The 18,243-nt window shown below is 65.9% G+C and carries 18 protein-coding genes and 1 pseudogene; 5 read left to right on the forward strand and 14 right to left on the reverse strand.

The genetic code is table 11. The features are described from left to right. Nucleotides 1-37: 37 nt before the first annotated feature. The 5 genes and pseudogenes from ACYCUK_RS12405 to ACYCUK_RS12425 all read right to left on the reverse strand — a co-directional run bounded on the left by ACYCUK_RS12405 (nucleotide 38) and on the right by ACYCUK_RS12425 (nucleotide 1,693). The gene (locus ACYCUK_RS12405) at nucleotides 38-421 is read right to left on the reverse strand and encodes a c-type cytochrome (RefSeq protein WP_461595064.1); all 384 of its coding nucleotides are present in this window, start codon (nucleotides 419-421) and stop codon (nucleotides 38-40) included. A 112-nt stretch (nucleotides 422-533) separates the two neighbouring features. Next, nucleotides 534-719: a hypothetical protein gene (locus tag ACYCUK_RS12410; protein ID WP_461595065.1), complete on the reverse strand. Its 186-nt coding sequence runs from the start codon at nucleotides 717-719 to the stop codon at nucleotides 534-536. A 76-nt stretch (nucleotides 720-795) separates the two neighbouring features. Further along, nucleotides 796-1,080: a YceI family protein gene (locus tag ACYCUK_RS12415; RefSeq protein ID WP_461595066.1), complete on the reverse strand. Its 285-nt coding sequence runs from the start codon at nucleotides 1,078-1,080 to the stop codon at nucleotides 796-798. Further along, a pseudogene (locus ACYCUK_RS12420) lies at nucleotides 1,077-1,241 on the reverse strand (cytochrome b); the annotation flags it as partial. The pseudogene ACYCUK_RS12420 and the gene ACYCUK_RS12415, both read right to left, overlap by 4 nt. Beyond that, nucleotides 1,238-1,693 (reverse strand): MarR family winged helix-turn-helix transcriptional regulator, encoded by a 456-nt coding sequence (locus ACYCUK_RS12425; RefSeq protein ID WP_461595067.1) that lies wholly within the window; start codon nucleotides 1,691-1,693, stop codon nucleotides 1,238-1,240. The pseudogene ACYCUK_RS12420 and the gene ACYCUK_RS12425, both read right to left, overlap by 4 nt. A 268-nt stretch (nucleotides 1,694-1,961) precedes the next feature. Here ACYCUK_RS12425 and leuS point away from each other — a divergent pair, with 268 nt between their 5' ends. The 4 genes from leuS to ACYCUK_RS12445 all read left to right on the forward strand — a co-directional run bounded on the left by leuS (nucleotide 1,962) and on the right by ACYCUK_RS12445 (nucleotide 7,265). Next, nucleotides 1,962-4,664 carry a leucine--tRNA ligase gene (gene leuS / locus ACYCUK_RS12430; RefSeq protein WP_461595068.1) on the forward strand — a complete coding sequence of 901 codons (2,703 nt, stop codon included), beginning with the start codon at nucleotides 1,962-1,964 and terminating at the stop codon, nucleotides 4,662-4,664. A gap of 43 nt (nucleotides 4,665-4,707) precedes the next feature. After that, the gene (locus ACYCUK_RS12435) at nucleotides 4,708-5,232 is read left to right on the forward strand and encodes an LPS-assembly lipoprotein LptE (RefSeq protein ID WP_461595069.1); all 525 of its coding nucleotides are present in this window, start codon (nucleotides 4,708-4,710) and stop codon (nucleotides 5,230-5,232) included. A gap of 30 nt (nucleotides 5,233-5,262) precedes the next feature. After that, nucleotides 5,263-6,354 (forward strand): DNA polymerase III subunit delta, encoded by a 1,092-nt coding sequence (holA, locus tag ACYCUK_RS12440; RefSeq protein ID WP_461595070.1) that lies wholly within the window; start codon nucleotides 5,263-5,265, stop codon nucleotides 6,352-6,354. Nucleotides 6,355-6,572: 218 nt separating this feature from the next. Beyond that, entirely contained in the window at nucleotides 6,573-7,265 is a 693-nt protein-coding gene (locus tag ACYCUK_RS12445; protein ID WP_461595071.1) for a hypothetical protein, read from the forward strand. Nucleotides 7,266-7,274: 9 nt separating this feature from the next. Here the strand turns inward: ACYCUK_RS12445 and ACYCUK_RS12450 are convergent, their stop codons facing one another. The 9 genes from ACYCUK_RS12450 to ACYCUK_RS12490 all read right to left on the reverse strand — a co-directional run bounded on the left by ACYCUK_RS12450 (nucleotide 7,275) and on the right by ACYCUK_RS12490 (nucleotide 17,111). Further along, nucleotides 7,275-8,060, reverse strand: coding sequence for an HAD family hydrolase (locus ACYCUK_RS12450; protein ID WP_461595072.1), 786 nt, complete (start codon nucleotides 8,058-8,060; stop codon nucleotides 7,275-7,277). A gap of 1 nt (nucleotide 8,061) precedes the next feature. After that, a complete protein-coding gene (locus tag ACYCUK_RS12455) occupies nucleotides 8,062-8,619 on the reverse strand; it encodes a thioredoxin family protein (protein WP_461595073.1) in 558 nt (185 codons plus the stop codon). 92 nt (nucleotides 8,620-8,711) lie between these two features. Next, nucleotides 8,712-9,776: a class II fructose-bisphosphate aldolase gene (gene fba, locus ACYCUK_RS12460; protein ID WP_461595074.1), complete on the reverse strand. Its 1,065-nt coding sequence runs from the start codon at nucleotides 9,774-9,776 to the stop codon at nucleotides 8,712-8,714. 47 nt (nucleotides 9,777-9,823) lie between these two features. After that, nucleotides 9,824-11,029, reverse strand: a complete 1,206-nt coding sequence (locus ACYCUK_RS12465; RefSeq protein WP_461595075.1) for a phosphoglycerate kinase — start codon at nucleotides 11,027-11,029, stop codon at nucleotides 9,824-9,826. 65 nt (nucleotides 11,030-11,094) lie between these two features. Further along, nucleotides 11,095-12,102 (reverse strand): type I glyceraldehyde-3-phosphate dehydrogenase, encoded by a 1,008-nt coding sequence (gap, locus tag ACYCUK_RS12470; protein ID WP_461595076.1) that lies wholly within the window; start codon nucleotides 12,100-12,102, stop codon nucleotides 11,095-11,097. A 61-nt stretch (nucleotides 12,103-12,163) separates the two neighbouring features. Further along, entirely contained in the window at nucleotides 12,164-12,862 is a 699-nt protein-coding gene (gene gph / locus ACYCUK_RS12475; protein ID WP_461595077.1) for a phosphoglycolate phosphatase, read from the reverse strand. Nucleotides 12,863-12,878: 16 nt separating this feature from the next. Next, the gene (gene tkt / locus ACYCUK_RS12480) at nucleotides 12,879-14,966 is read right to left on the reverse strand and encodes a transketolase (protein WP_461595078.1); all 2,088 of its coding nucleotides are present in this window, start codon (nucleotides 14,964-14,966) and stop codon (nucleotides 12,879-12,881) included. 38 nt (nucleotides 14,967-15,004) lie between these two features. Then, entirely contained in the window at nucleotides 15,005-15,880 is an 876-nt protein-coding gene (locus tag ACYCUK_RS12485; RefSeq protein ID WP_461595079.1) for a phosphoribulokinase, read from the reverse strand. Nucleotides 15,881-16,028: 148 nt separating this feature from the next. Further along, nucleotides 16,029-17,111: a class 1 fructose-bisphosphatase gene (locus ACYCUK_RS12490; RefSeq protein ID WP_461595080.1), complete on the reverse strand. Its 1,083-nt coding sequence runs from the start codon at nucleotides 17,109-17,111 to the stop codon at nucleotides 16,029-16,031. Nucleotides 17,112-17,679: 568 nt separating this feature from the next. On the opposite strand from ACYCUK_RS12490, the gene ACYCUK_RS12495 reads away from it, so the two are divergent. Beyond that, the coding region (locus ACYCUK_RS12495) for a LysR family transcriptional regulator (RefSeq protein WP_461595081.1) at nucleotides 17,680-18,243 on the forward strand (564 nt) is incomplete at its 3' end.

The raw sequence follows: 18,243 nt of genomic DNA on the forward strand, positions 1-18,243 counted from the left end.
ACTGCCCCCAGCACGCGGGTCGCACCGCGCGCCGCCTTCACTTGAAGTGGTAGTAGGCCTTGTTGAGGTAGGCGGCGATGTCCGTCACCTCCTCCGGGAACAGGCTGTGGTTGAGCTGGGTCACGCACATCTGCGTGAAGCCGCGCAACTCCATCGCGTTGTGCACCTTGCGGTCGGGCCGGGTGTGCATCGCCGAGGTCGAGCCCATCATGCGCTCGGCATGGCAGGCGGCGCATTTGAGTTCGTTATAGGTTTTTTCGCCCTGCGCCAGATTGGCGCCGACGAAAATCTTCGGCACGTCGGTAGGCGTTGCGGCGGGAGCATCGGCAGCCCAAGCCTGCGGCAGCGCCAGCCAAGCGGTCAGCATGCGTCTGAGCAACGCCCCACGGCTGCGAGCACCTCCATTCAGCGTCCCAGACATGGCTCCACTCCTCACGACACCCCGATGTGACAAAGTGTGAACGAGGGCGGCGGCTTTGTCCACCACCGCCCTTGCAACTCCAGGGGCGCAGCGTGGGTGCTTCCGGCCTGGATCAGGACGACGTCCGCACCCCTTCGATTTCCACCCTCACCTGCACCTTGTGGCTCAGGCCGCTGGGGTAGGCGCTCATGCCGAAGTCCATGCGATCGATGGTTGCGGTGGCGACGAAGCCGGTGAGATAGCCGCCCCAGGGCTTGGGCAAATAGGGCACCTTGCCCGCGCCTTCGAGCTGCACCATGAAACACCACCGGCTTGGCCACGCCGCGCAGGGTCATGTCGCCATAGAGCAGGCCGCGATCCTTGCTTTGCGGCACCTACTTCGTGCTGACGAAGTGGATGTCGGGGTTGGCCTTGGCGTCGAAAAAGGCGGCGCTCTTGAGGTCTTCGTCGCGCATGGGGAAAAAGGTGTCCAGGCCGTCCACCGGAATGGTGTTGTCGGCCTTGTCGGCCCTGGGGTTCTTCGGGTCGAAGGTGTAGCTGCCGGTGACCTTCTTGAACACCCCGGTGAACAGCCCGATGCCGGCAGCTTGGGCGGCCGATGGCTGGCGCGCCAGCCGAGGCGCAACACCACCAGCAAGAGCACGGTGATGCCGAACCATTTGTGCCAGGCGTAGAGCTCCAGCTCGAGCACCGACAGCGGTAGGTCGCTCATGTACAGGCCGAGCGGAAACAGGCCGAAGATCAGCAGGGGCGCCAGCCAGTGCAGCGCCATGGCCGGCCAGGTGTAGCGCTGAACGCGCGCTGCGGCGGGAGTCTTCATGGCGTCGATTCCTCGGCAGCGGCCTGCTCGAAGGCGGTGCGCAAGATGCGCAAGCTGCGTTCCGCCTGGGCCGCGTCCTGCGCGCTCAGGCGTTCGAACACGCGATGCAGGTGCGCGCCGTGCGCCGGGAACACCTGCTCGAACAGGCGCTGCCCGGCAGGTGTGAGCCGCACGATCTGCCCGCGCCCGTCGCTGGGGTCGGGCAGGCGCCGTACCAGGCCCTTGGCCAGCAGTCGATCGACCACGCCGGTCAGGGTGCCCTTGGTGATGAGGGTCTTGAGCCCCAGCTGCTTGGGGTTCATGCCTGCGGTATTGCCCAGGGTGGCAATGACGTCGAACTGTGCCGGGGTGAGCCCCAGGCTCAGCACATGCGCCGCCGAATGGCGCTCGAACGCCTGGTAGGTGCGAACGAGCTCACGCAGCAAGGGCAGGAAGGATGATTGGGCAGGCATGGGGCTCGTGACGAGAAACGATGGCCAAAATAATAGTTCGCACTAGAACGATTAAAACGGGTAGGGTCATGGGCTTGTGCCCGCGACTTGCAAGCTGCGACGGGCAAGCCAGGTTTGGGCCTCGTGGATGGAGCGGTCCGGGTGTTGGACACGTGGTGTCCGCGAGGCGTTCCGCAGCGCCGCTCCGCAGGTTGCGCCACTAAGATGCAGCCTCACGCCGCCGCCTTGGCGCCAGGGCTCTGCGCGGCTTCAACCTGCAAGCTCCACGATGAACGAGAAGTACGACGCCAGCGCGGTGGAAGCCGCCGCGCAAACCCACTGGCTGGCCGCCGACGCCTACCGCGTGCGCGAAGACAAGCCCGGCACCAAGTTCTACGCCTGCTCCATGCTGCCCTACCCCTCGGGCAAGCTGCACATGGGCCATGTGCGCAACTACACCATCAACGACATGCTGGCGCGCCATCTGCGCATGAACGGGTACAACGTGCTCATGCCCATGGGCTGGGACGCCTTCGGCCTGCCCGCGGAAAACGCGGCGATGAAAAACAAGGTGCCACCCGCGAAGTGGACCTACGACAACATCGCCACGATGAAAAAGCAGATGCAGGCGATGGGGCTGGCCATCGACTGGTCGCGCGAGGTGGCCACCTGCTCGCCGGAGTACTACAAGTGGAACCAGTGGCTGTTTCTCAAGATGCTGGAGAAGGGCATCGCCGAGCGCCGCACCCAGGTGGTGAACTGGGACCCGGTCGACCAGACCGTGCTGGCCAACGAGCAGGTGATCGACGGCCGCGGCTGGCGCAGCGGCGCCGTGGTGGAAAAGCGCGAGATTCCCGGCTACTACCTCAAGATCACCGACTACGCGCAAGAGCTGCTGTCCGCGGTGAGCAACCCCGAGGACCAGAACTTCCTCGCCGGCTGGCCCGAGCGCGTGCGGCTGATGCAGGAGAACTGGATCGGCAAGAGCGCCGGCGTGCGCTTCGCTTTCCCGCACACCATCCGCGACGCCGCCGGAGCGTTGATTCAAGCCGGGCGCATGTACGTGTTCACCACCCGCGCCGACACCATCATGGGCGTGACGTTTTGCGCCGTGGCGCCCGAGCATCCGCTGGCGGCGCACGCGGCAGCAGGCAACCCAGAACTGGCCGCCTTCATCGAACGCTGCCAGCAGGGCGGCACGACCGAGGCCGAACTGGCGTTGAAGGAAAAAGAGGGCATGCCCACGGGCCTGAGCGTCACCCATCCGCTGACAGGTGCCGAAGTGCCCGTCTGGGTGGGCAACTATGTGCTGATGAGCTATGGCGACGGCGCGGTGATGGGCGTGCCTGCGCACGACGAGCGGGACTTTGCGTTTGCCAAGAAATACGGTCTGCCGATCAAACAGGTGGTTTCGCGAGTCAACAAGGATGCGAACCTTGTGCACAAACCAAACTTCAGTCAGTCTGAGGTTCAGTCACACCAGGCTTACGTTGTTGATGACTTTGATCTCTCCGCCTGGAAGGATTGGTACGGTTCTAAAGACGGCGCCATTTGCGTCAACTCTGGCGTGCTCGACGGCTTGCCCTACAAAGCCGCCGTCGACAAGGTGGCCGAACTCCTCGCCGCCAAGGGCCTGGGCGAGAAAAAAACCACCTGGCGCCTGCGCGACTGGGGCGTGAGCCGCCAGCGTTACTGGGGCACGCCCATTCCCATCATCCACTGCGACGACTGCGGCACGGTGCCCGTGCCGGAGAAGGACCTGCCGGTGGTGCTGCCGGAAAACCTGATCCCCGACGGCAGAGGCAACCCGCTGGCCAAGTGCGCGGAATTCGTCGACGTGGCTTGCCCGAAGTGCGGCAAGCCGGCGAAGCGCGAGACCGACACCATGGACACCTTCGTCGACTCGAGCTGGTACGTCATGCGCTACACCTGCGCCGACAACCACAGCGCCATGGTGGACGCCCGTACCGACTACTGGATGCCGATGGACCAGTACATCGGCGGCATCGAGCACGCCATCCTGCACCTGCTCTACGCGCGCTTCTGGACCAAGGTGATGCGCGACCTCGGGCTGGTCAAAGCCCACGAGCCCTTCACCCGGCTGTTGACGCAGGGCATGGTGCTCAACCACATCTACTCGCGCAAGAGCGCGCAAGGCGGCATCGAATACTTCTGGCCGCACGAGGTGGAGAACGTGCTCGACACGCACGGCAAGATCATCGGCGCGAAGCTGAAAAGCGATGGCTCGGCGGTGGACTACGGCGGCGTCGGCACCATGAGCAAGAGCAAGAACAACGGCGTCGATCCGCAAGATTTGATCGACCGCTTCGGCGCCGACACCGCACGCCTGTTCACCATGTTCGCCGCCCCGCCCGAAGCCACGCTGGAGTGGAACGACGCGGCGGTGGAAGGCTCGCATCGCTTCTTGAGGCGGGTGTGGGCGTTCGGCCTCAAGTTGCAGGGCTTGCCCCCCAGCGCGGCAGAGCCTGCCGAGGCCACGCGCAAACTGCGCCGCGAGTTGCATCAGACCCTGCAGCAGGTGAGTTTCGACTACGGGCGCATGCAATACAACACCGTGGTCTCGGGCGCGATGAAGCTGCTCAATGCACTGGAGGGGGCGGACACGGCGGCGGCGGGCATGCCTGCCGCGCTGCGCGAAGGCTTCGGCATCCTGCTGCGCGCGCTCTACCCCGCCACGCCGCACATCACCCATGCGCTGTGGCAGGAGCTCGGCTACGCCGCGCAGCACGGCGATCTGCTCGACGCGCCCTGGCCGCAGGTGGACCCCGCCGCGCTGGTGCAAGACACGGTGGAACTGATGCTGCAGATCAACGGCAAGCTGCGCGGCGCGCTGCAGGTGCCGGCCAACGCCGACAAGAGCGTGATCGAAGCCGCCGCGCTGGCGAGCGCCGAGTTCGCCAGGTTCGGCGAAGGCCATGCGGCGAAGAAGGTCGTGGTCGTGCCCGGGCGCCTGGTGAACGTGGTGGTGTGAGCGGCCGCCCGACGCACACGGCGCACCCAGCGACAATGCGGCTATGACGCGACGCCCCTTTCAGTTCATCCTCGCCCTGTTGGTCACGCTGTGGCTGGCCGGTTGCGGCTTCCACCTGCGCGGCTCCACCAATCTGGCGTTCTCGACGCTGGCGGTGCAGGGGCCGGGCGGCCCACTGCTCATCGACCTCAAGCGCCAGATTGCCAGCACCACCGCCACCCGCATTGCCAACGACCCGAAGCAGGCGCAGGCCATTTTCACCCTGCTGTCGGACAGCCCGACGCAAACCGCCGTGGCCTACAACGCCGACGGCACCGTGGCGCAATACCAGTTGCGCGAGACCGTGAGCTTCCAGCTCGCCACGCCCGCGGGGCAGATGCTGATTCCGCCCACCACCATCAGCCAGACCAGCAGCCTGAGCTACAGCACCTCGGCCACGCTGGCCAAGGCCAACGAGGCGGACCTGCTCTATCGCGGCATGCGGCAAGACATCGTCAACCGCATCATGTTCCAGCTCTCCACCGTGAAGCGCGCGCCCATGCCCGCAGCGCCGGCCTCCGCGCCCTGAGCGATCACGTTCGCCGCCAACCCCAACACCATGCAGATCCGCACCGACCAGTTGCAAGCCCGTCTGGACGCCGGCCTGCGCGGCCCCTACACCGTGTTTGGCGACGAGCTGCTGCTGGTGAACGAGGCGGTGGATGCGATTCGCGCCAGCGCGCAGGCGCAGGGCTACGCCACGCGCGAGCAACACCAGGTCGAGCGCGGTTTCGACTGGGACACGCTGCTGGCGCAAAGCCGCGAACTCAGCCTGTTCGGAGAGCGCAAGCTGATCGAGATTCGCATTCCCACCGGCAAGCCCGGGCGCGACGGCGCCCAGGCGCTGGCCGCGCTGGCGCAGGAAACCAGCGCCGATGTGCTGGTGCTCGTGCTGTTGCCGAGGCTTGACGCCGCCACGCAGAAATCCGACTGGTTCAGCCGCCTGGCCGACGCCGGCGTCGCGGTGCGGGTGGACAGCATCGAAGCCGACCAGCTCGGCGCCTGGATGCGCACCCGTCTGGCGCGCCACGGTCTGCGCATGCCCAGCGGCGGCGCCGGCCAGGCCTGCCTGGACATGCTGGTGGCGCGCACCGAAGGCAATCTGCTCGCGGCGCATCAGGAAGTGGAAAAACTCGCGCTGCTGGTGCCGCCCGGCGAACTCGACCCCGCGCAGGTGGAAGACCTGGTGCAGGGCGCGGCGCGCTACAGTGTGTTCCGCCTGGGCGAAGGCGTGCTCGCCGGCGACCTGCCGCGCCTGCTGCGCATGCTCGAAGGTTTGCAGGGCGAGGGCGTGGCGCCGGTGCTGGCGCATTGGTCGCTGGCCGAGGAAGTGCGCGCCTGGCTGCGCCTGCGCCAGGGGCTCGATGCGGGCGAGAATTTCGCCACGCTGGCGCGCGCCAACCGCATCTGGGGGCCGAAGGAAAAGCTGCTGCAACGCGCCTTGCCGCGCCTCGGCCTGCCGCTGCTGGAAGGCCTGTTGCTGCGCGCTGCGGCCTGCGACCGCGCCGTGAAAGGCCTGCGTCCGCCCGGCATTCCGCACGAGCCCTGGGAGGCGGTGCGCCACCTGGCGCTGGCCATGGCGCAAGCCGCGGCGCCGCTGCCCGCCGCCAGCCCGCACGGCGCCAGACTGGTGCTGCTGGCGGCGGACTGAAGCCCCGCGCGCTTGCGTTCAGCCAACGCTCCAAACGCGGCCACGCAATGCGCTCGATGACGTGCAGGCTGGCGGGCCTGGCGCCACGCCGCATGCCCTAACGCCGGCAGCGCAGCACCGCGCCGCGCTTACAGCCGGACACCAAAAGCCCGGCTCCAGCGGGAATTTCTGGCGCCTTCGGCGATTCAGAGTGCCATCGTCCCCGGCTCCACTTCGCCTTGCACGTCATGCTGCCCTTGCGCCGTTCGCTTTTCGCCTGCCTCGGTCTGGTCTGCTTTTGCGGCCTCGCTCAGGCGCATGTTGCGCCCCGCCCCCTGTTCACCGGAGTCGGCCCCGACGATGTGATGCGCGCCCTGCCGCGCACCCGCGACACCCAGGCCGCGCTGGTCAGCCGCAGTGCCCTGCACGCCCCCTTGGCCAAGGCCTGGGCGCTGCAACTGCGTGGCGTCGCCGCCGTCTTGCACGCGCTGGACCAAGGCCAGGTGCCACATGCAAAGCCCGGCGTCGGCAGGCCGTGCGGCGCTGCGCATTGGACGGACGACTCGCCCTCGGCCTGCGCCCCGCTGGCCGCCTCGCGGCATTTGCTCGGCGTGGTCCTGGCGGGCGCGCAGGACTTCGAGAAACTGCGCTTTCCCGGCGTCAACGGTGCTTATCCCGCGCCGACCACGCATGCCGCCTTGCAGGGCGCCAGCTTCATCGGTTCGCAGGGCAGCCGCGTGCTGCTGGTGAATCTCGGCGCCACGCCGATTCGGGTCGATCTGGGCCATTGGATTGGCGCCAAACCCGCCTTGCATCAAGCCTGGTTGCGCACGCCACCAGCCCCCGCCAAGGCCGGCCTGGAGCGCCGCGTCAGCAAGGCTGCGCGCCAACCCATCGTCCTGCCGCCGGAATCGATCAGCGTGGTGGGGTGAGCGGCGAGATCAAGCCTGTGGAACCTGAGCAGGCGCGAGCGGCGCCCAAGTCCGCAGCGTGTTCAAGTCAACGCATCCGCTCCAAACCTGCTGCCCGACATGGCCATGGGCCGGGGCTTGCGGTTCGCCCAGCCCGTCCAGCAGGGCCAGGGCGCCGCAGAAGGCTTCGTCCGCGGTGTAGGTTCCGGTGGTGACCACGGTTTGCAGCCCGGCGCCGAGGGCCGCGCGCAGGCCGTTGATCGAATCTTCGAAGGCCAGGCATTGTTCGGGGCGCAGGTTCATGCGCTCCAGTACCCAGGTGTAGATGCCGGGGTCGGGTTTTTTGCGTGGCACGGCGTCGCCGGCGCCGATGCACTCGAACATCGCCATGCCGCTCGCACCCAGCGTGGCGTGCAGCAGGGCTTCGACGTTGTCGGGCGTGGTGGTGGTGGCGATGGCCAGGCGCAGGCCGGCGTCGCGCGCTTCATGCAGCAACCGCGCCACGCCGGGACGCAGGGCGATGCCGCCATCGGCCACGAGGCGCACATAGTGCGCGGTCTTGCGGCGGTGCAGTTCGGCGAGTTGTCCGGCCGCGTCAGGCCGCGCGGCGGCCTCGGCGTCGATGCTGAGCCAGTAGTGCAGCAGGCGTTCCTTGCCCCCGGTGATGGCGAGCAGGCGGCCATAGGTGGGCACATCCCAGTTCCAATCCAGGCCGGCGTCGGCAAAGGCCTGGTTGAAGGCGATGCGATGGCCGTCGCGCTCGGTTTCGGCCAGCGTGCCGTCGACGTCGAAGATCAGGGCTTGAAGCTTGGACATTTCAGGTCTCATCTTTCCACTTGATCGAGCAGCCGATGCTGGGATATTGCTCGTCCGGGCCGATGCCGGTGGCGGCGATTTGCTTCATGGCCTCGAACAGGTCGCGTCGCGCATCGGCCGGCGCTGCATGCTTGCGCGAGGCGTCGAGCTGGCCGCGGTATTGCAGTTGCAGGTCGGCGTTGAAGCCGAAAAAATCCGGCGTGCAGACGGCGCCATAAGCCTTGGCCACGGCCTGAGTCTCGTCGTACAGATAGGGGAAACCGAAGCCGTGCCGCACGGCGAACTGCTTCATGGAGTCGAAGGAATCTTCCGGATAGGCCGTGATGTCGTTGCTGCTGATCGCCACCGCGTTCACGCCGATGGCCTGAAGTTCGCGTGCGTCGCGCACCATGCGGTCGGCGACGGCTTGCACATAGGGGCAGTGGTTGCAGATGAACATCACCAGCAGGCCCTTGGGGCCACGCAGCTCGGCCAGGCTCCAGACGCGGCCATCGGTGCCGGGCAGGGTGAAATCGGGTGCGGAAAATCCGCGTTGCAAGGGATCGGCGGTGGCGGCCATGGGCAAACTCCTTTGCGAGGGTTCAGAACGAGGGAGGTGCAGACGAAAACCCCGGCAGGTGCCGGGGTGGGTCACGCAGACGGAGGGGATGCTCAGTTGATCTTGGGATCGAGCTGGCCTTTCTCGTAGCGCTTGACCATGTCGTCGAGGTTGATCGGCTTGATCTTGGATGCGTTGCCTGCGGTACCGAAGGCTTCGTAGCGCGCCTTGCAGATGTCTTTCATGGCCTTGGTCGAGGCGATGAGGAATTTGCGCGGATCGAACTCTTTCGGATGCTCGGCGAGGAATTTGCGGGTGGCGCCGGTCGAGGCCATGCGCAGGTCGGTGTCGATGTTGACCTTGCGCACGCCGTGCTTGATGCCTTCGACGATTTCTTCGACCGGCACGCCATAGGTCTCGCCCATGTCGCCGCCATAGGTGTTGATGATCTTCAGCCACTCCTGCGGCACGGAGGACGAGCCGTGCATCACCAGGTGAGTGTTGGGAATGCGGGCGTGGATTTCCTTGATGCGGCCGATGGCCAGGATGTCGCCGGTGGGCGGGCGGGTGAATTTGTAGGCGCCATGGCTGGTGCCGATGGCGATGGCCAGCGCGTCCACATGGGTTTTCTTCACGAAGTCGGCGGCTTCTTCCGGGTCGGTCAGGAGCTGGCTATGGTCCAGCGTGCCCGCGGCACCGATGCCGTCCTCCTCGCCGGCCTGGCCGGTTTCCAGCGACCCGAGGCAGCCGAGTTCACCTTCGACCGAGACGCCGCAGGCGTGCGACATGTCCACCGTGCGACGGGTGACGTCGACGTTGTACTCATAGGTGGTCGGGGTCTTGCCGTCGGTGCCCAGCGAGCCGTCCATCATCACCGACGAGAAGCCGAGCTGGATGGAGCGCTGGCACACGCCGGGGCTGGTGCCGTGGTCCTGGTGCATCACCACCGGAATGTACGGCCACTCTTCCACCGCGGCCTCGATGAGGTGGCGCAGGAAGGGCGCGCCAGCGTACTTGCGGGCGCCGGCAGAGGCCTGCAGGATGACCGGGGAGTTGGTCTCGTCGGCGGCTTCCATGATGGCCCGCACCTGTTCGAGGTTGTTGACGTTGAAGGCGGGAACGCCGTAGGAATGCTCGGCGGCGTGGTCGAGCAATTGACGCAGGGAAATGAGGGCCATGACGGACTCCGGGATGGAAAAAAATGACAGGGCTCGCGACAGCGGGTTCAGGACAAGGGGGTGCGTGAACGCTGCTGCAGGATTTCAAAAGCCGGCAGGGTTTTGCCCTCCAACACTTCGAGGAACGCGCCCCCGCCGGTGGAGATGTAGCCGATTTTGTCGGTGATGCCGTACTTGGCGATGGCCGCCAGGGTGTCGCCACCACCGGCGATGGAAAAGCCCGCACCTTCGGCGATGGCCGTGGCCAGGGTCTTGGTGCCGTTGGCGAAGGCGTCGAACTCGAACACCCCCACCGGGCCGTTCCAGACGATGGTGCCCGCAGCCTTGAGCTTGGCCGCCAGCTTGGCCGCGGTCTTGGGGCCGATGTCGAGGATGAGATCGTCAGCGGCCACGTCCTTGGCGTCTTTCACCGTGGCCTCGGCCGTGGCACTGAACCGCTTGGCCACGACCACGTCTTCGGGAATGGGCACTTCGGCGCCGCGCGCCTTCATCTTGTCCATCACCAGGCGGGCGGCGCCCTGCAGGTCGGGCTCGGCCAGGCTCTTGCCGATGGGCAGGCCGCAGGCCAGCATGAAGGTGTTGGCAATGCCGCCGCCGACGATGAGCCCATCGACCTTGTCGGCCAGGCTTTGCAGGATGGTGAGCTTGGTCGACACCTTGGAGCCGGCGACGATGGCCAACAGCGGCCGCGCCGGATCGGCCAGCGCACGGTTGACGGCGTCGATCTCGGCCGCGAGCAGCGGGCCGGCGCAGGCGATGGCCGCGTACTTGGCGATGCCGTGGGTGGTGGCCTCGGCGCGGTGCGCGGTACCGAAGGCATCGTGCACGAAGATGTCGCACAGCTTGGCCATTTTTTGCGCCAGGGCGTCGTCGTTCTTCTTCTCGCCCTTGTTCAGGCGGCAGTTCTCCAGCAGCACCACCTCGCCGGGGCGCAACTCGAAGCCGCCGTCCACCCAGTTCTGCACCAGGGTGACGGGACGGCCCAGCAGCTCGGACAGGCGCTTGGCCACTGGAGCGAGCGAGTCCTCGGGTTTGAACTCACCCTCGGTCGGGCGCCCCAGGTGGGAGGTGACCATCACGGCGGCACCGGCGTTCAGCGCCATTTGAATGGCGGGCACGGATGCGCGCACGCGGGTGTCTTCGGTGATTTCGCCACGGTCGTTCAGCGGCACGTTCAGGTCGGCGCGAATGAACACGCGCTTGTCCTGGGCGAAGCCGCGTTTGCAGACTTCTTCAAAGGTCAGAATTTGCATGGGGCTGCTTCTCGATAGTCATGAAAGCCGCCGCGCGCCGAAGCGAGCGGCCGTGTCGGCGCAGATCAGTGGGAGGCGACATGCTTGACGAAGCGCATCATGTTGCAGGTGTAGCCGTACTCGTTGTCGTACCAGGCCACGACCTTGACGAAGGTGGAGTCGAGCGCGATGCCGGCTTCGGCATCGAAAATCGACGGCAGGGGGCAGCCGCGGAAGTCGGTGGCCACCACCTTGTCGCTGGTGTAGCCGAGCACGCCCTTGAGCGGGCCGTCGGACGCCGCCTTCATCGCCTTGCAGATGTCGTCGTAGCTGGCTTCCCGGTTCAGCTCGACGGTGAGGTCGACCACCGACACATCCGAGGTCGGCACGCGGAAGGCCATGCCCGTGAGCTTCTTGTTCAGTTCGGGAATGACCTTGCCCACGGCCTTGGCCGCGCCGGTGCTGGAGGGAATGATGTTTTCCAGAATGCCGCGGCCGCCGCGCCAGTCCTTGCTCGACGGGCCGTCCACGGTTTTCTGCGTCGCGGTGGCGGCGTGCACCGTGGTCATCAGGCCACGCTTGATGCCAAAGCTGTCGTTCAGCACCTTGGCCACCGGGGCTAGGCAGTTGGTGGTGCAGGAGGCGGCGGAAACGATGGCCTCGCCGGCGTATTTGGCGTGGTTCACGCCGTAGACGAACATGGGCGTGGCGTCTTTCGACGGGGCGGACTGCACCACCTTCTTGGCGCCAGCGTCGATGTGCTTCTGGCAGGTGTCGAGCGTGAGGAAGAAGCCGGTGGCTTCGATGACGACGTCGGCCTTGACCTCGTTCCACTTCAGATTGGCGGGATCGCGCTCGGCGGTGAGTCGGATTTTCTTGCCGTTGACCACCAGATGGCTGCCCTCGACCGCGACGGTGCCGTTGAAGCGGCCATGCACCGAGTCGAACTGCAGCATGTAGGCGAGATAGTCGGGTTCGAGCAGGTCGTTGATGCCGACGATTTCAAGATCGCTGAACTCGGCTTCCTTCGCCACGGCGCGGAACGCCATGCGTCCGATGCGGCCGAAACCATTGATGGCAACGCGAATAGTCATGGGGATTACTCCTTGCTTGATGGTGGATGGTCGGGATGGTGAATGGGGATATGCCGCCGGCTCAGGCCGCGCACGATTGCGGCGCGCCAGCCGCGATGGCCTCGGCCACGACGGCGATGGTAGGAATGATGCGATCCGGATTGGCCTGGGCGATGGGGTGGCCGAGGTTGTAGCCATACGGCACGGCCCAGATGGGCACGCCCGCGGCGCGCGCAGTGTCCACGTCGATCTGCGAATCGCCGACGAACAGGACGCGCGCCGCGGGCACCTTCAGCGCATCCAGGCAATAGCGCACGGGCAGGGGATCGGGTTTCTTCGCCGCCAGGGTGTCGCCGGCGATCACCATGTCGAAGAACGGGCGGATCTGGTGGACCATCAGCACGGTGGTGGTGAAGCGCTGCTCCTTGTTGGTGACCACGGCCATGCGCACCTCGGCCTGGCGCAGCGCGCGCAGCGTTTCCAGCACCTGCGGATACAGCCGGCTGCGGGTGCCGCAGCGTTGTTCGTAGAACTCGGTGAAGCGCGGCATCAGCCGGTCCATGGTGCCGGTGCGGCGCAAGGTGCCGATGCCGATTTGCGCGGCATGGGCGTAGGCCTGCGTCATCAGCTCGCGCGTGCCATGGCCGATCCAGGTGGCGATGAGATCCTCGCCCACCTCGGGCAGCCCCTGCTCGCGCAGCAGGTCGTTGACGGCGTCGGCAATCTCCGGCGCGGTCTGCACCAGCGTGCCGTCGAGGTCGAACATCACCAGATCGAACATGGCTCGCGCTCGCTGCTCAGTTCATCGACCGCACGACATTGCCGTCTTCCGACTCGTGCCGCGCGGCGTGCATGCGCAGCACGGCCTGGGCCACATCGGCGGTGTGCTCGGGGGTGATCTTGAAATGTTTGTACAGATCGGGCGCCGGGGCCGATTCGCCGAAGCTGGCGATGCCGACCACGCCGCCGGACAGGCCGACGTACTTGCGCCAGAAGTCGGGCTGCGCCGCTTCCACCGCAACGCGCGGCACGAACAGCGGCAGCACGGTGTTGCGGTAGGCCTCGTCCTGGCGGTCGAAGGCGGCGGTGCAGGGCATGGACACCACGCGCGCGGCCACGCCGGCACCCTCCAGCAGCTTCTGCGCCTTGAGCGCGATTTCCACTTCCGAGCCGGTGCCGATCAGCACCACTTGCGGCTTGCCGGAGGCTTCGGCCAGCACATAACCACCACGCGCGATGCGCGCCTCGGCACCTTCGGGATGCTGGCTCGACACCAGATTCTGGCGCGACAGCAGCAGGGCGCTGGGACCGGTCTTGCGCTCGACGGCGCATTTCCACGCCACCGCGGTTTCGAGCACGTCGCCCGGACGCCAGACGTCGAGGTTCGGGATGAGGCGCAGGCTCGGGGTCTGCTCCACCGCCTGGTGGGTGGGGCCGTCTTCGCCCAGGCCGATGGAGTCGTGCGAGAACACGTGCACCACGCGCTGCTTCATCAGCGCGCTCATGCGCACGGCGTTGCGGGAATAGTCGGAGAACATCAGGAAGGTGCCGCCGTAGGGCAGGAAGCCCATGTGCAGCGCCATGCCGTTCATCATCGCGGCCATGCCGAATTCGCGCACGCCGTAGGACAGGTAGTTCACGACCTCGCCGTCCTTGGCATTGGCCCAGGGCTTGGAGTCTTTCACCGCGGTGAGGTTGGAGCCGGTCAGGTCGGCCGAGCCGCCGAACATGCCGGGCAATGCCGGAACCAGGGTTTCGAGCGCGATCTGCGAGGACTTGCGCGTCGCGGTGGGTGCGGTCACGGCGCGTGCCTTGGTGAACAGGGCCTGCACGGTCTCGGCCCAGTTGGCGGGCAGGTCGCCGGCCATGCGGCGCTTGTATTCGGCGGCGAGGGCCGGATGCGCTTTCTCGTAAGCGGCGAAGCGCTGGTTCCAGTCGGCCTCCAGCTTGGCGCCGTGGGCCTTGGCGCTCCAGGCGTCGTAAATGTCTTGGGGAATGTCGAAGGGACCGTACTCCCAGCCCAGCGCCTTGCGCGTGGCGTCGGCCTCGCTGGTGCCGAGGGCGGAACCATGCACGTCGTGCGTGCCGGCCTTGTTGGGCGAGCCCCAGCCGATGGTGGTGCGGCAGATGATGAGGGTGGGCTTGTCGCTGGTCTTGGCCTCGGCGGTGGCGCGCTCCACCGCCAGCGCGTCGTGGCCGTCGATCGGGCCGATCACGTTCCAGCCATAGGCCTGGAAGCGCAGCGCGGTGTTGTCGGTGAACCAATGCTCGACATGACCGTCGATGGAAATGCCGTTGTCGTCGTAATAGGCGATGAGCTTGTTCAGCTTGAGCGTGCCGGCGAGCGAACACACCTCATGGCTGATGCCCTCCATCAGGCAGCCGTCACCCAGGAACACATAAGTGTGGTGGTTGACGATTTCATGCCCCGGCTGGTTGAACTTGCGCCCCAGCATCTGCTCGGCCAAGGCCATGCCCACGGCATTGGCCAGGCCCTGGCCCAGCGGGCCGGTGGTGGTTTCCACGCCCGGGGTGTAGCCGACTTCGGGGTGGCCCGGGGTCTTGCTGTGAAGCTGACGGAAACGCTTGAGCTCGTCGATCGGCAGCGCGTAGCCGGTGAGGTGCAGCAGGGCGTAGATCAGCATCGAGCCGTGGCCGTTGGACAGCACGAAGCGGTCGCGGTCGGGCCAGTGCGGGTTGGCCGGGTTGTGGTGCATGTGGTTGCGCCACAGCACTTCGGCAATGTCGGCCATGCCCATGGGGGCGCCGGGGTGGCCGCACTTGGCCGCCTCGACGCCGTCGATGGCGAGGAAGCGGATGGCGTTGGCCAGGCGGCGACGCTGGGTCGGGTCGATGACGGGGAACAGTTCGTTGTGCGCGTTCATGGGGTTTCTCGCGAAGGGGACGTGGGCGTGCTGGCGCTTCAGCCAGCGCGGCGCTTGATGTCCATCAGGCGCAGGATCATGGGGGTGAAAATCAGCTGCATCGCCAGGCCCATCTTGCCGCCCGGCACCACCAGGGTGTTGGGGCGGGTCATCCAGGAGTCGTGCAGCATGGAGATGAGGTAGGGGAAGTCGATGCCATGCGGATCGGCGAAGCGGATCACCACCATGCTCTCGTCCAGGGTCGGGATGTCTTTGGCGATGAAAGGGTTGGAGGTGTCCACCGTGGGCACGCGCTGGAAGTTCACATGGGTGCGTGAGAACTGCGGCGTGATGTGGTAAATGTAGTCCGGCATGCGGCGCAGGATGGTGTCCATCACCGCCTCTTGCGAATAGCCGCGCTGAACCTGGTCGCGGTGCAGTTTTTGCACCCATTCCAGGTTGATGATGGGCACCACGCCCACCAGCAGATCGACCTGCTTGGCCACGTCGATGGTGCCGTCGGCATAGCCGCCATGCAAGCCTTCGTAGAACATCAGGTCGGAGCCTTGAGCGATGTCTTTCCAATCGGTGAAGTTGCCCGGCTCGACCCCGAACTCGGTCGCCTCGCCCGCATCGTGGATATATTTTCGCACCTTGCCGCCACCCGTTGCGCCATAGGTCTTGAACAAGCCTTCCAGCTCGCCGAGCAGATTGGCGTCGGGTCCGAAGTGGCTGAAATTGAGGTTGCCGTCGGCTTCCTGTTTTTTCATTTCCTCGCGCATGGCCATCCGGTTGAACTTGTGGAAGGAGTCGCCCTCGACGATTTGCGCCGTGAGCTTTTCGCGGCGAAAAATGTGCTGGAAACTGCGCATCACCGTGGTGGTGCCGGCTCCCGACGAGCCCGTGATGGCAATGATGGGGTGTTTGGCTGACATGGCGTGAAGGTGCGGAGAAGAGAATCAGGAAAGCCGGAGGGCAGCCTGCGCAGACCGGAGTTTGCGCAGGTGGGATGTGGTTGACTGCGGTGTGGGGCGGTCTGAGATGTGGGGGCCGGATGGGGTATGCCGAACGGGGCAAGCCGCATCAGATCCGCACGTCGCCGCTGCTGTACAGCGAGCGGTCCTTGAACAGCGGCGAAGCAAAGGGCTTGTCAGCACCGCAATCGTATTCGCGGTGATAGCGCTCCAGGCGCTCGATCTCGTTCTTGGAGCCCAGCATCACCGGCACGCGCTGGTGCAACGCGCTGGGTTGCACTTCGAGAATGCGTTCGCGCCCGGTGGACGCGGCGCCGCCAGCCTGCTCGATGATGAAGCCGATGGGGTTGGCTTCGTACATCAGGCGCAGGCGCCCGGGCTTGCTCGGGTCTTTCGCGTCCTTGGGGTACATGAAAATGCCGCCGCGCATCAGGATGCGGTGCACATCGGCCACCATCGAGGCAATCCAGCGGGTGTTGAAGTCGCGGCCGCGGTCGCCGGTCTTGCCGGCCTTGCACTCGGCCACGTAGCGCTGCACCGGCGGTTCCCAGAAACGCTCGTTGCTGCTGTTGATGGCGTATTCGTTGGTGTCCTCGGGAATCCTGAGGTCGGGATGGGTGAGGACGAAATTGCCGATTTCGCGGTCGAGGGTGAAGCCGTGCGTGCCCTTGCCCACGGTGATGACCATCATGGTCGAGGGGCCGTAGATGGCGTAGCCGGCGGCCACCTGCTCCACCCCGGGGCGGAGGTAATCGGCCACGGTGGGATCGCCGATCCTGGTGTGGCGCAGCACCGAGAAAATCGTGCCGACCGAGACGTTGACGTCGATGTTCGAGGAGCCGTCCAGCGGGTCGAACACCAGCATATAGGGGCCGCGTTCGAACTCCTTGGGCAGCGTGTAGGGGTCGTCCATTTCCTCGGAGGCCATGCCGGCCACCAGGCCGCCCCATTCGCAGGACTGGATCATGGCGTCGTTCGACAGCACGTCGAGTTTCTTCTGCACTTCGCCCTGCACGTTCTCGCTGCCCAGCGAGCCGAGGAAGCCGCCCAGCGCCCCCTTGGCCGTCATCGAGGCGATGGCCTTGACCGCGGCGGTGACGTCGATCAGCAAGGCGGCCAGGTCGGCCTGGTCTTCCGCGCCGCGGAGCTGCTCGATGAGGAATTTGGAAATGGTGGTGCGGCCTTGCTGCATGATGTGACTCCAGGTTCGTATCGGGGTGGCAGGGCCCGTCGTGGTTCGACTCCGCGGTTTCCCGCAGATCCGTGAGGCCGCGAGGCAAGCCCGATCTGGCATGGCCAGTTGCAGGGCATGGTTCGCGGCCTGGGCCGGAGCAATCGTCCTGGTTGGATCGTTGCGCCGGTTGTTGGGTACTGTCTTGTCGGGCTCCAGTTCTGCGCCCGGCGATCCGGCGAGAGCTTGATGGCTGACGCCGCTGATTGCGGTCGGCTCCGAACTGCTTTTTCAAAGGCCCTGAACCGTCACCCCGTCACCTCGTGAGACGGTTCAGGGCCCTTGAAAAAGCCCGCAGCCAGAATTAACGGAGACTCGCATGAACAGAACACTGCGACTGCGGTAAAAGCTCATCGGTTGCCCTTTGAGCCCGTTCACAACGGTTCGGGCGCAGCTTCGTGTTTTGAGCGCTGCCCGGCATGCCTTGGGATTGCCGCTGTTTTGGGTATAACAGCCGTGTCGACAAATATAAGCCCACAGTGACTTAAGGTAAATTCACGATTTCTTGATTCTCAGTTCAGGATTTCTGATGAAGAACATCACCCTGCGCCAGTTGCGCGTGTTTGTAGCCGCGGCCCGCCACCTCAATTTCGGCAAGGCGGCGAAAGACCTGCACCTGACGCCACCGGCCATTTCCATGCAGATCCGCGATCTGGAACTGCAAGTGGGCTTGCCGCTGTTCGAGCGCAGCGGCAAATCCGTCAGTCTCACCATGACTGGAGAATACCTGCTGGTGTACGCGCGGCGCATGCTGTCAACCCTCAAGGACGCGGAGGACGCGCTGGCCCGGTTCCGCGGCCTGGAGTCGGGGCGGCTGACCATCGGCATGGTGAGCACGGCGAAGTATTTCGTGCCGCGCCTGCTCAAGCTGTTCCGCGAGGAGCATCCGCATATCGAGGCGCGGCTGGTGGTGGGCAATCGCGAGCAGCTGGTGGCGCAGATGCAGCGCAATGACCTGGACCTGGCCATCATGGGCCGGCCGCCGCGAGAAATCGCAACCCGGTCCGAGCCGTTCGCGGCGCACCCGCTGGGCATCGTCTGCGCGCCGGATCATCCGCTGATGTTCGGCGAGCAGAGCCCGGCCAGCGCGCTG

Source organism: Thiomonas sp. (assembly GCF_054608695.1).

Bases quoted from the DNA above. Each gene is read 5' to 3' on its own strand.
- ACYCUK_RS12405 (WP_461595064.1), bottom strand. From the start codon at position 421: ATGTCTGGGACGCTGAATGGAGGTGCTCGCAGCCGTGGGGCGTTGCTC.
- ACYCUK_RS12410 (WP_461595065.1), bottom strand. From the start codon at position 719: ATGGTGCAGCTCGAAGGCGCGGGCAAGGTGCCCTATTTGCCCAAGCCC.
- ACYCUK_RS12415 (WP_461595066.1), bottom strand. From the start codon at position 1,080: ATGGTTCGGCATCACCGTGCTCTTGCTGGTGGTGTTGCGCCTCGGCTG.
- ACYCUK_RS12425 (WP_461595067.1), bottom strand. From the start codon at position 1,693: ATGCCTGCCCAATCATCCTTCCTGCCCTTGCTGCGTGAGCTCGTTCGC.
- leuS (WP_461595068.1), top strand. From the start codon at position 1,962: ATGAACGAGAAGTACGACGCCAGCGCGGTGGAAGCCGCCGCGCAAACC.
- ACYCUK_RS12435 (WP_461595069.1), top strand. From the start codon at position 4,708: ATGACGCGACGCCCCTTTCAGTTCATCCTCGCCCTGTTGGTCACGCTG.
- holA (WP_461595070.1), top strand. From the start codon at position 5,263: ATGCAGATCCGCACCGACCAGTTGCAAGCCCGTCTGGACGCCGGCCTG.
- ACYCUK_RS12450 (WP_461595072.1), bottom strand. From the start codon at position 8,060: ATGTCCAAGCTTCAAGCCCTGATCTTCGACGTCGACGGCACGCTGGCC.
- ACYCUK_RS12455 (WP_461595073.1), bottom strand. From the start codon at position 8,619: ATGGCCGCCACCGCCGATCCCTTGCAACGCGGATTTTCCGCACCCGAT.
- fba (WP_461595074.1), bottom strand. From the start codon at position 9,776: ATGGCCCTCATTTCCCTGCGTCAATTGCTCGACCACGCCGCCGAGCAT.
- ACYCUK_RS12465 (WP_461595075.1), bottom strand. From the start codon at position 11,029: ATGCAAATTCTGACCTTTGAAGAAGTCTGCAAACGCGGCTTCGCCCAG.
- gap (WP_461595076.1), bottom strand. From the start codon at position 12,102: ATGACTATTCGCGTTGCCATCAATGGTTTCGGCCGCATCGGACGCATG.
- gph (WP_461595077.1), bottom strand. From the start codon at position 12,862: ATGTTCGATCTGGTGATGTTCGACCTCGACGGCACGCTGGTGCAGACC.
- tkt (WP_461595078.1), bottom strand. From the start codon at position 14,966: ATGAACGCGCACAACGAACTGTTCCCCGTCATCGACCCGACCCAGCGT.
- ACYCUK_RS12485 (WP_461595079.1), bottom strand. From the start codon at position 15,880: ATGTCAGCCAAACACCCCATCATTGCCATCACGGGCTCGTCGGGAGCC.
- ACYCUK_RS12490 (WP_461595080.1), bottom strand. From the start codon at position 17,111: ATGCAGCAAGGCCGCACCACCATTTCCAAATTCCTCATCGAGCAGCTC.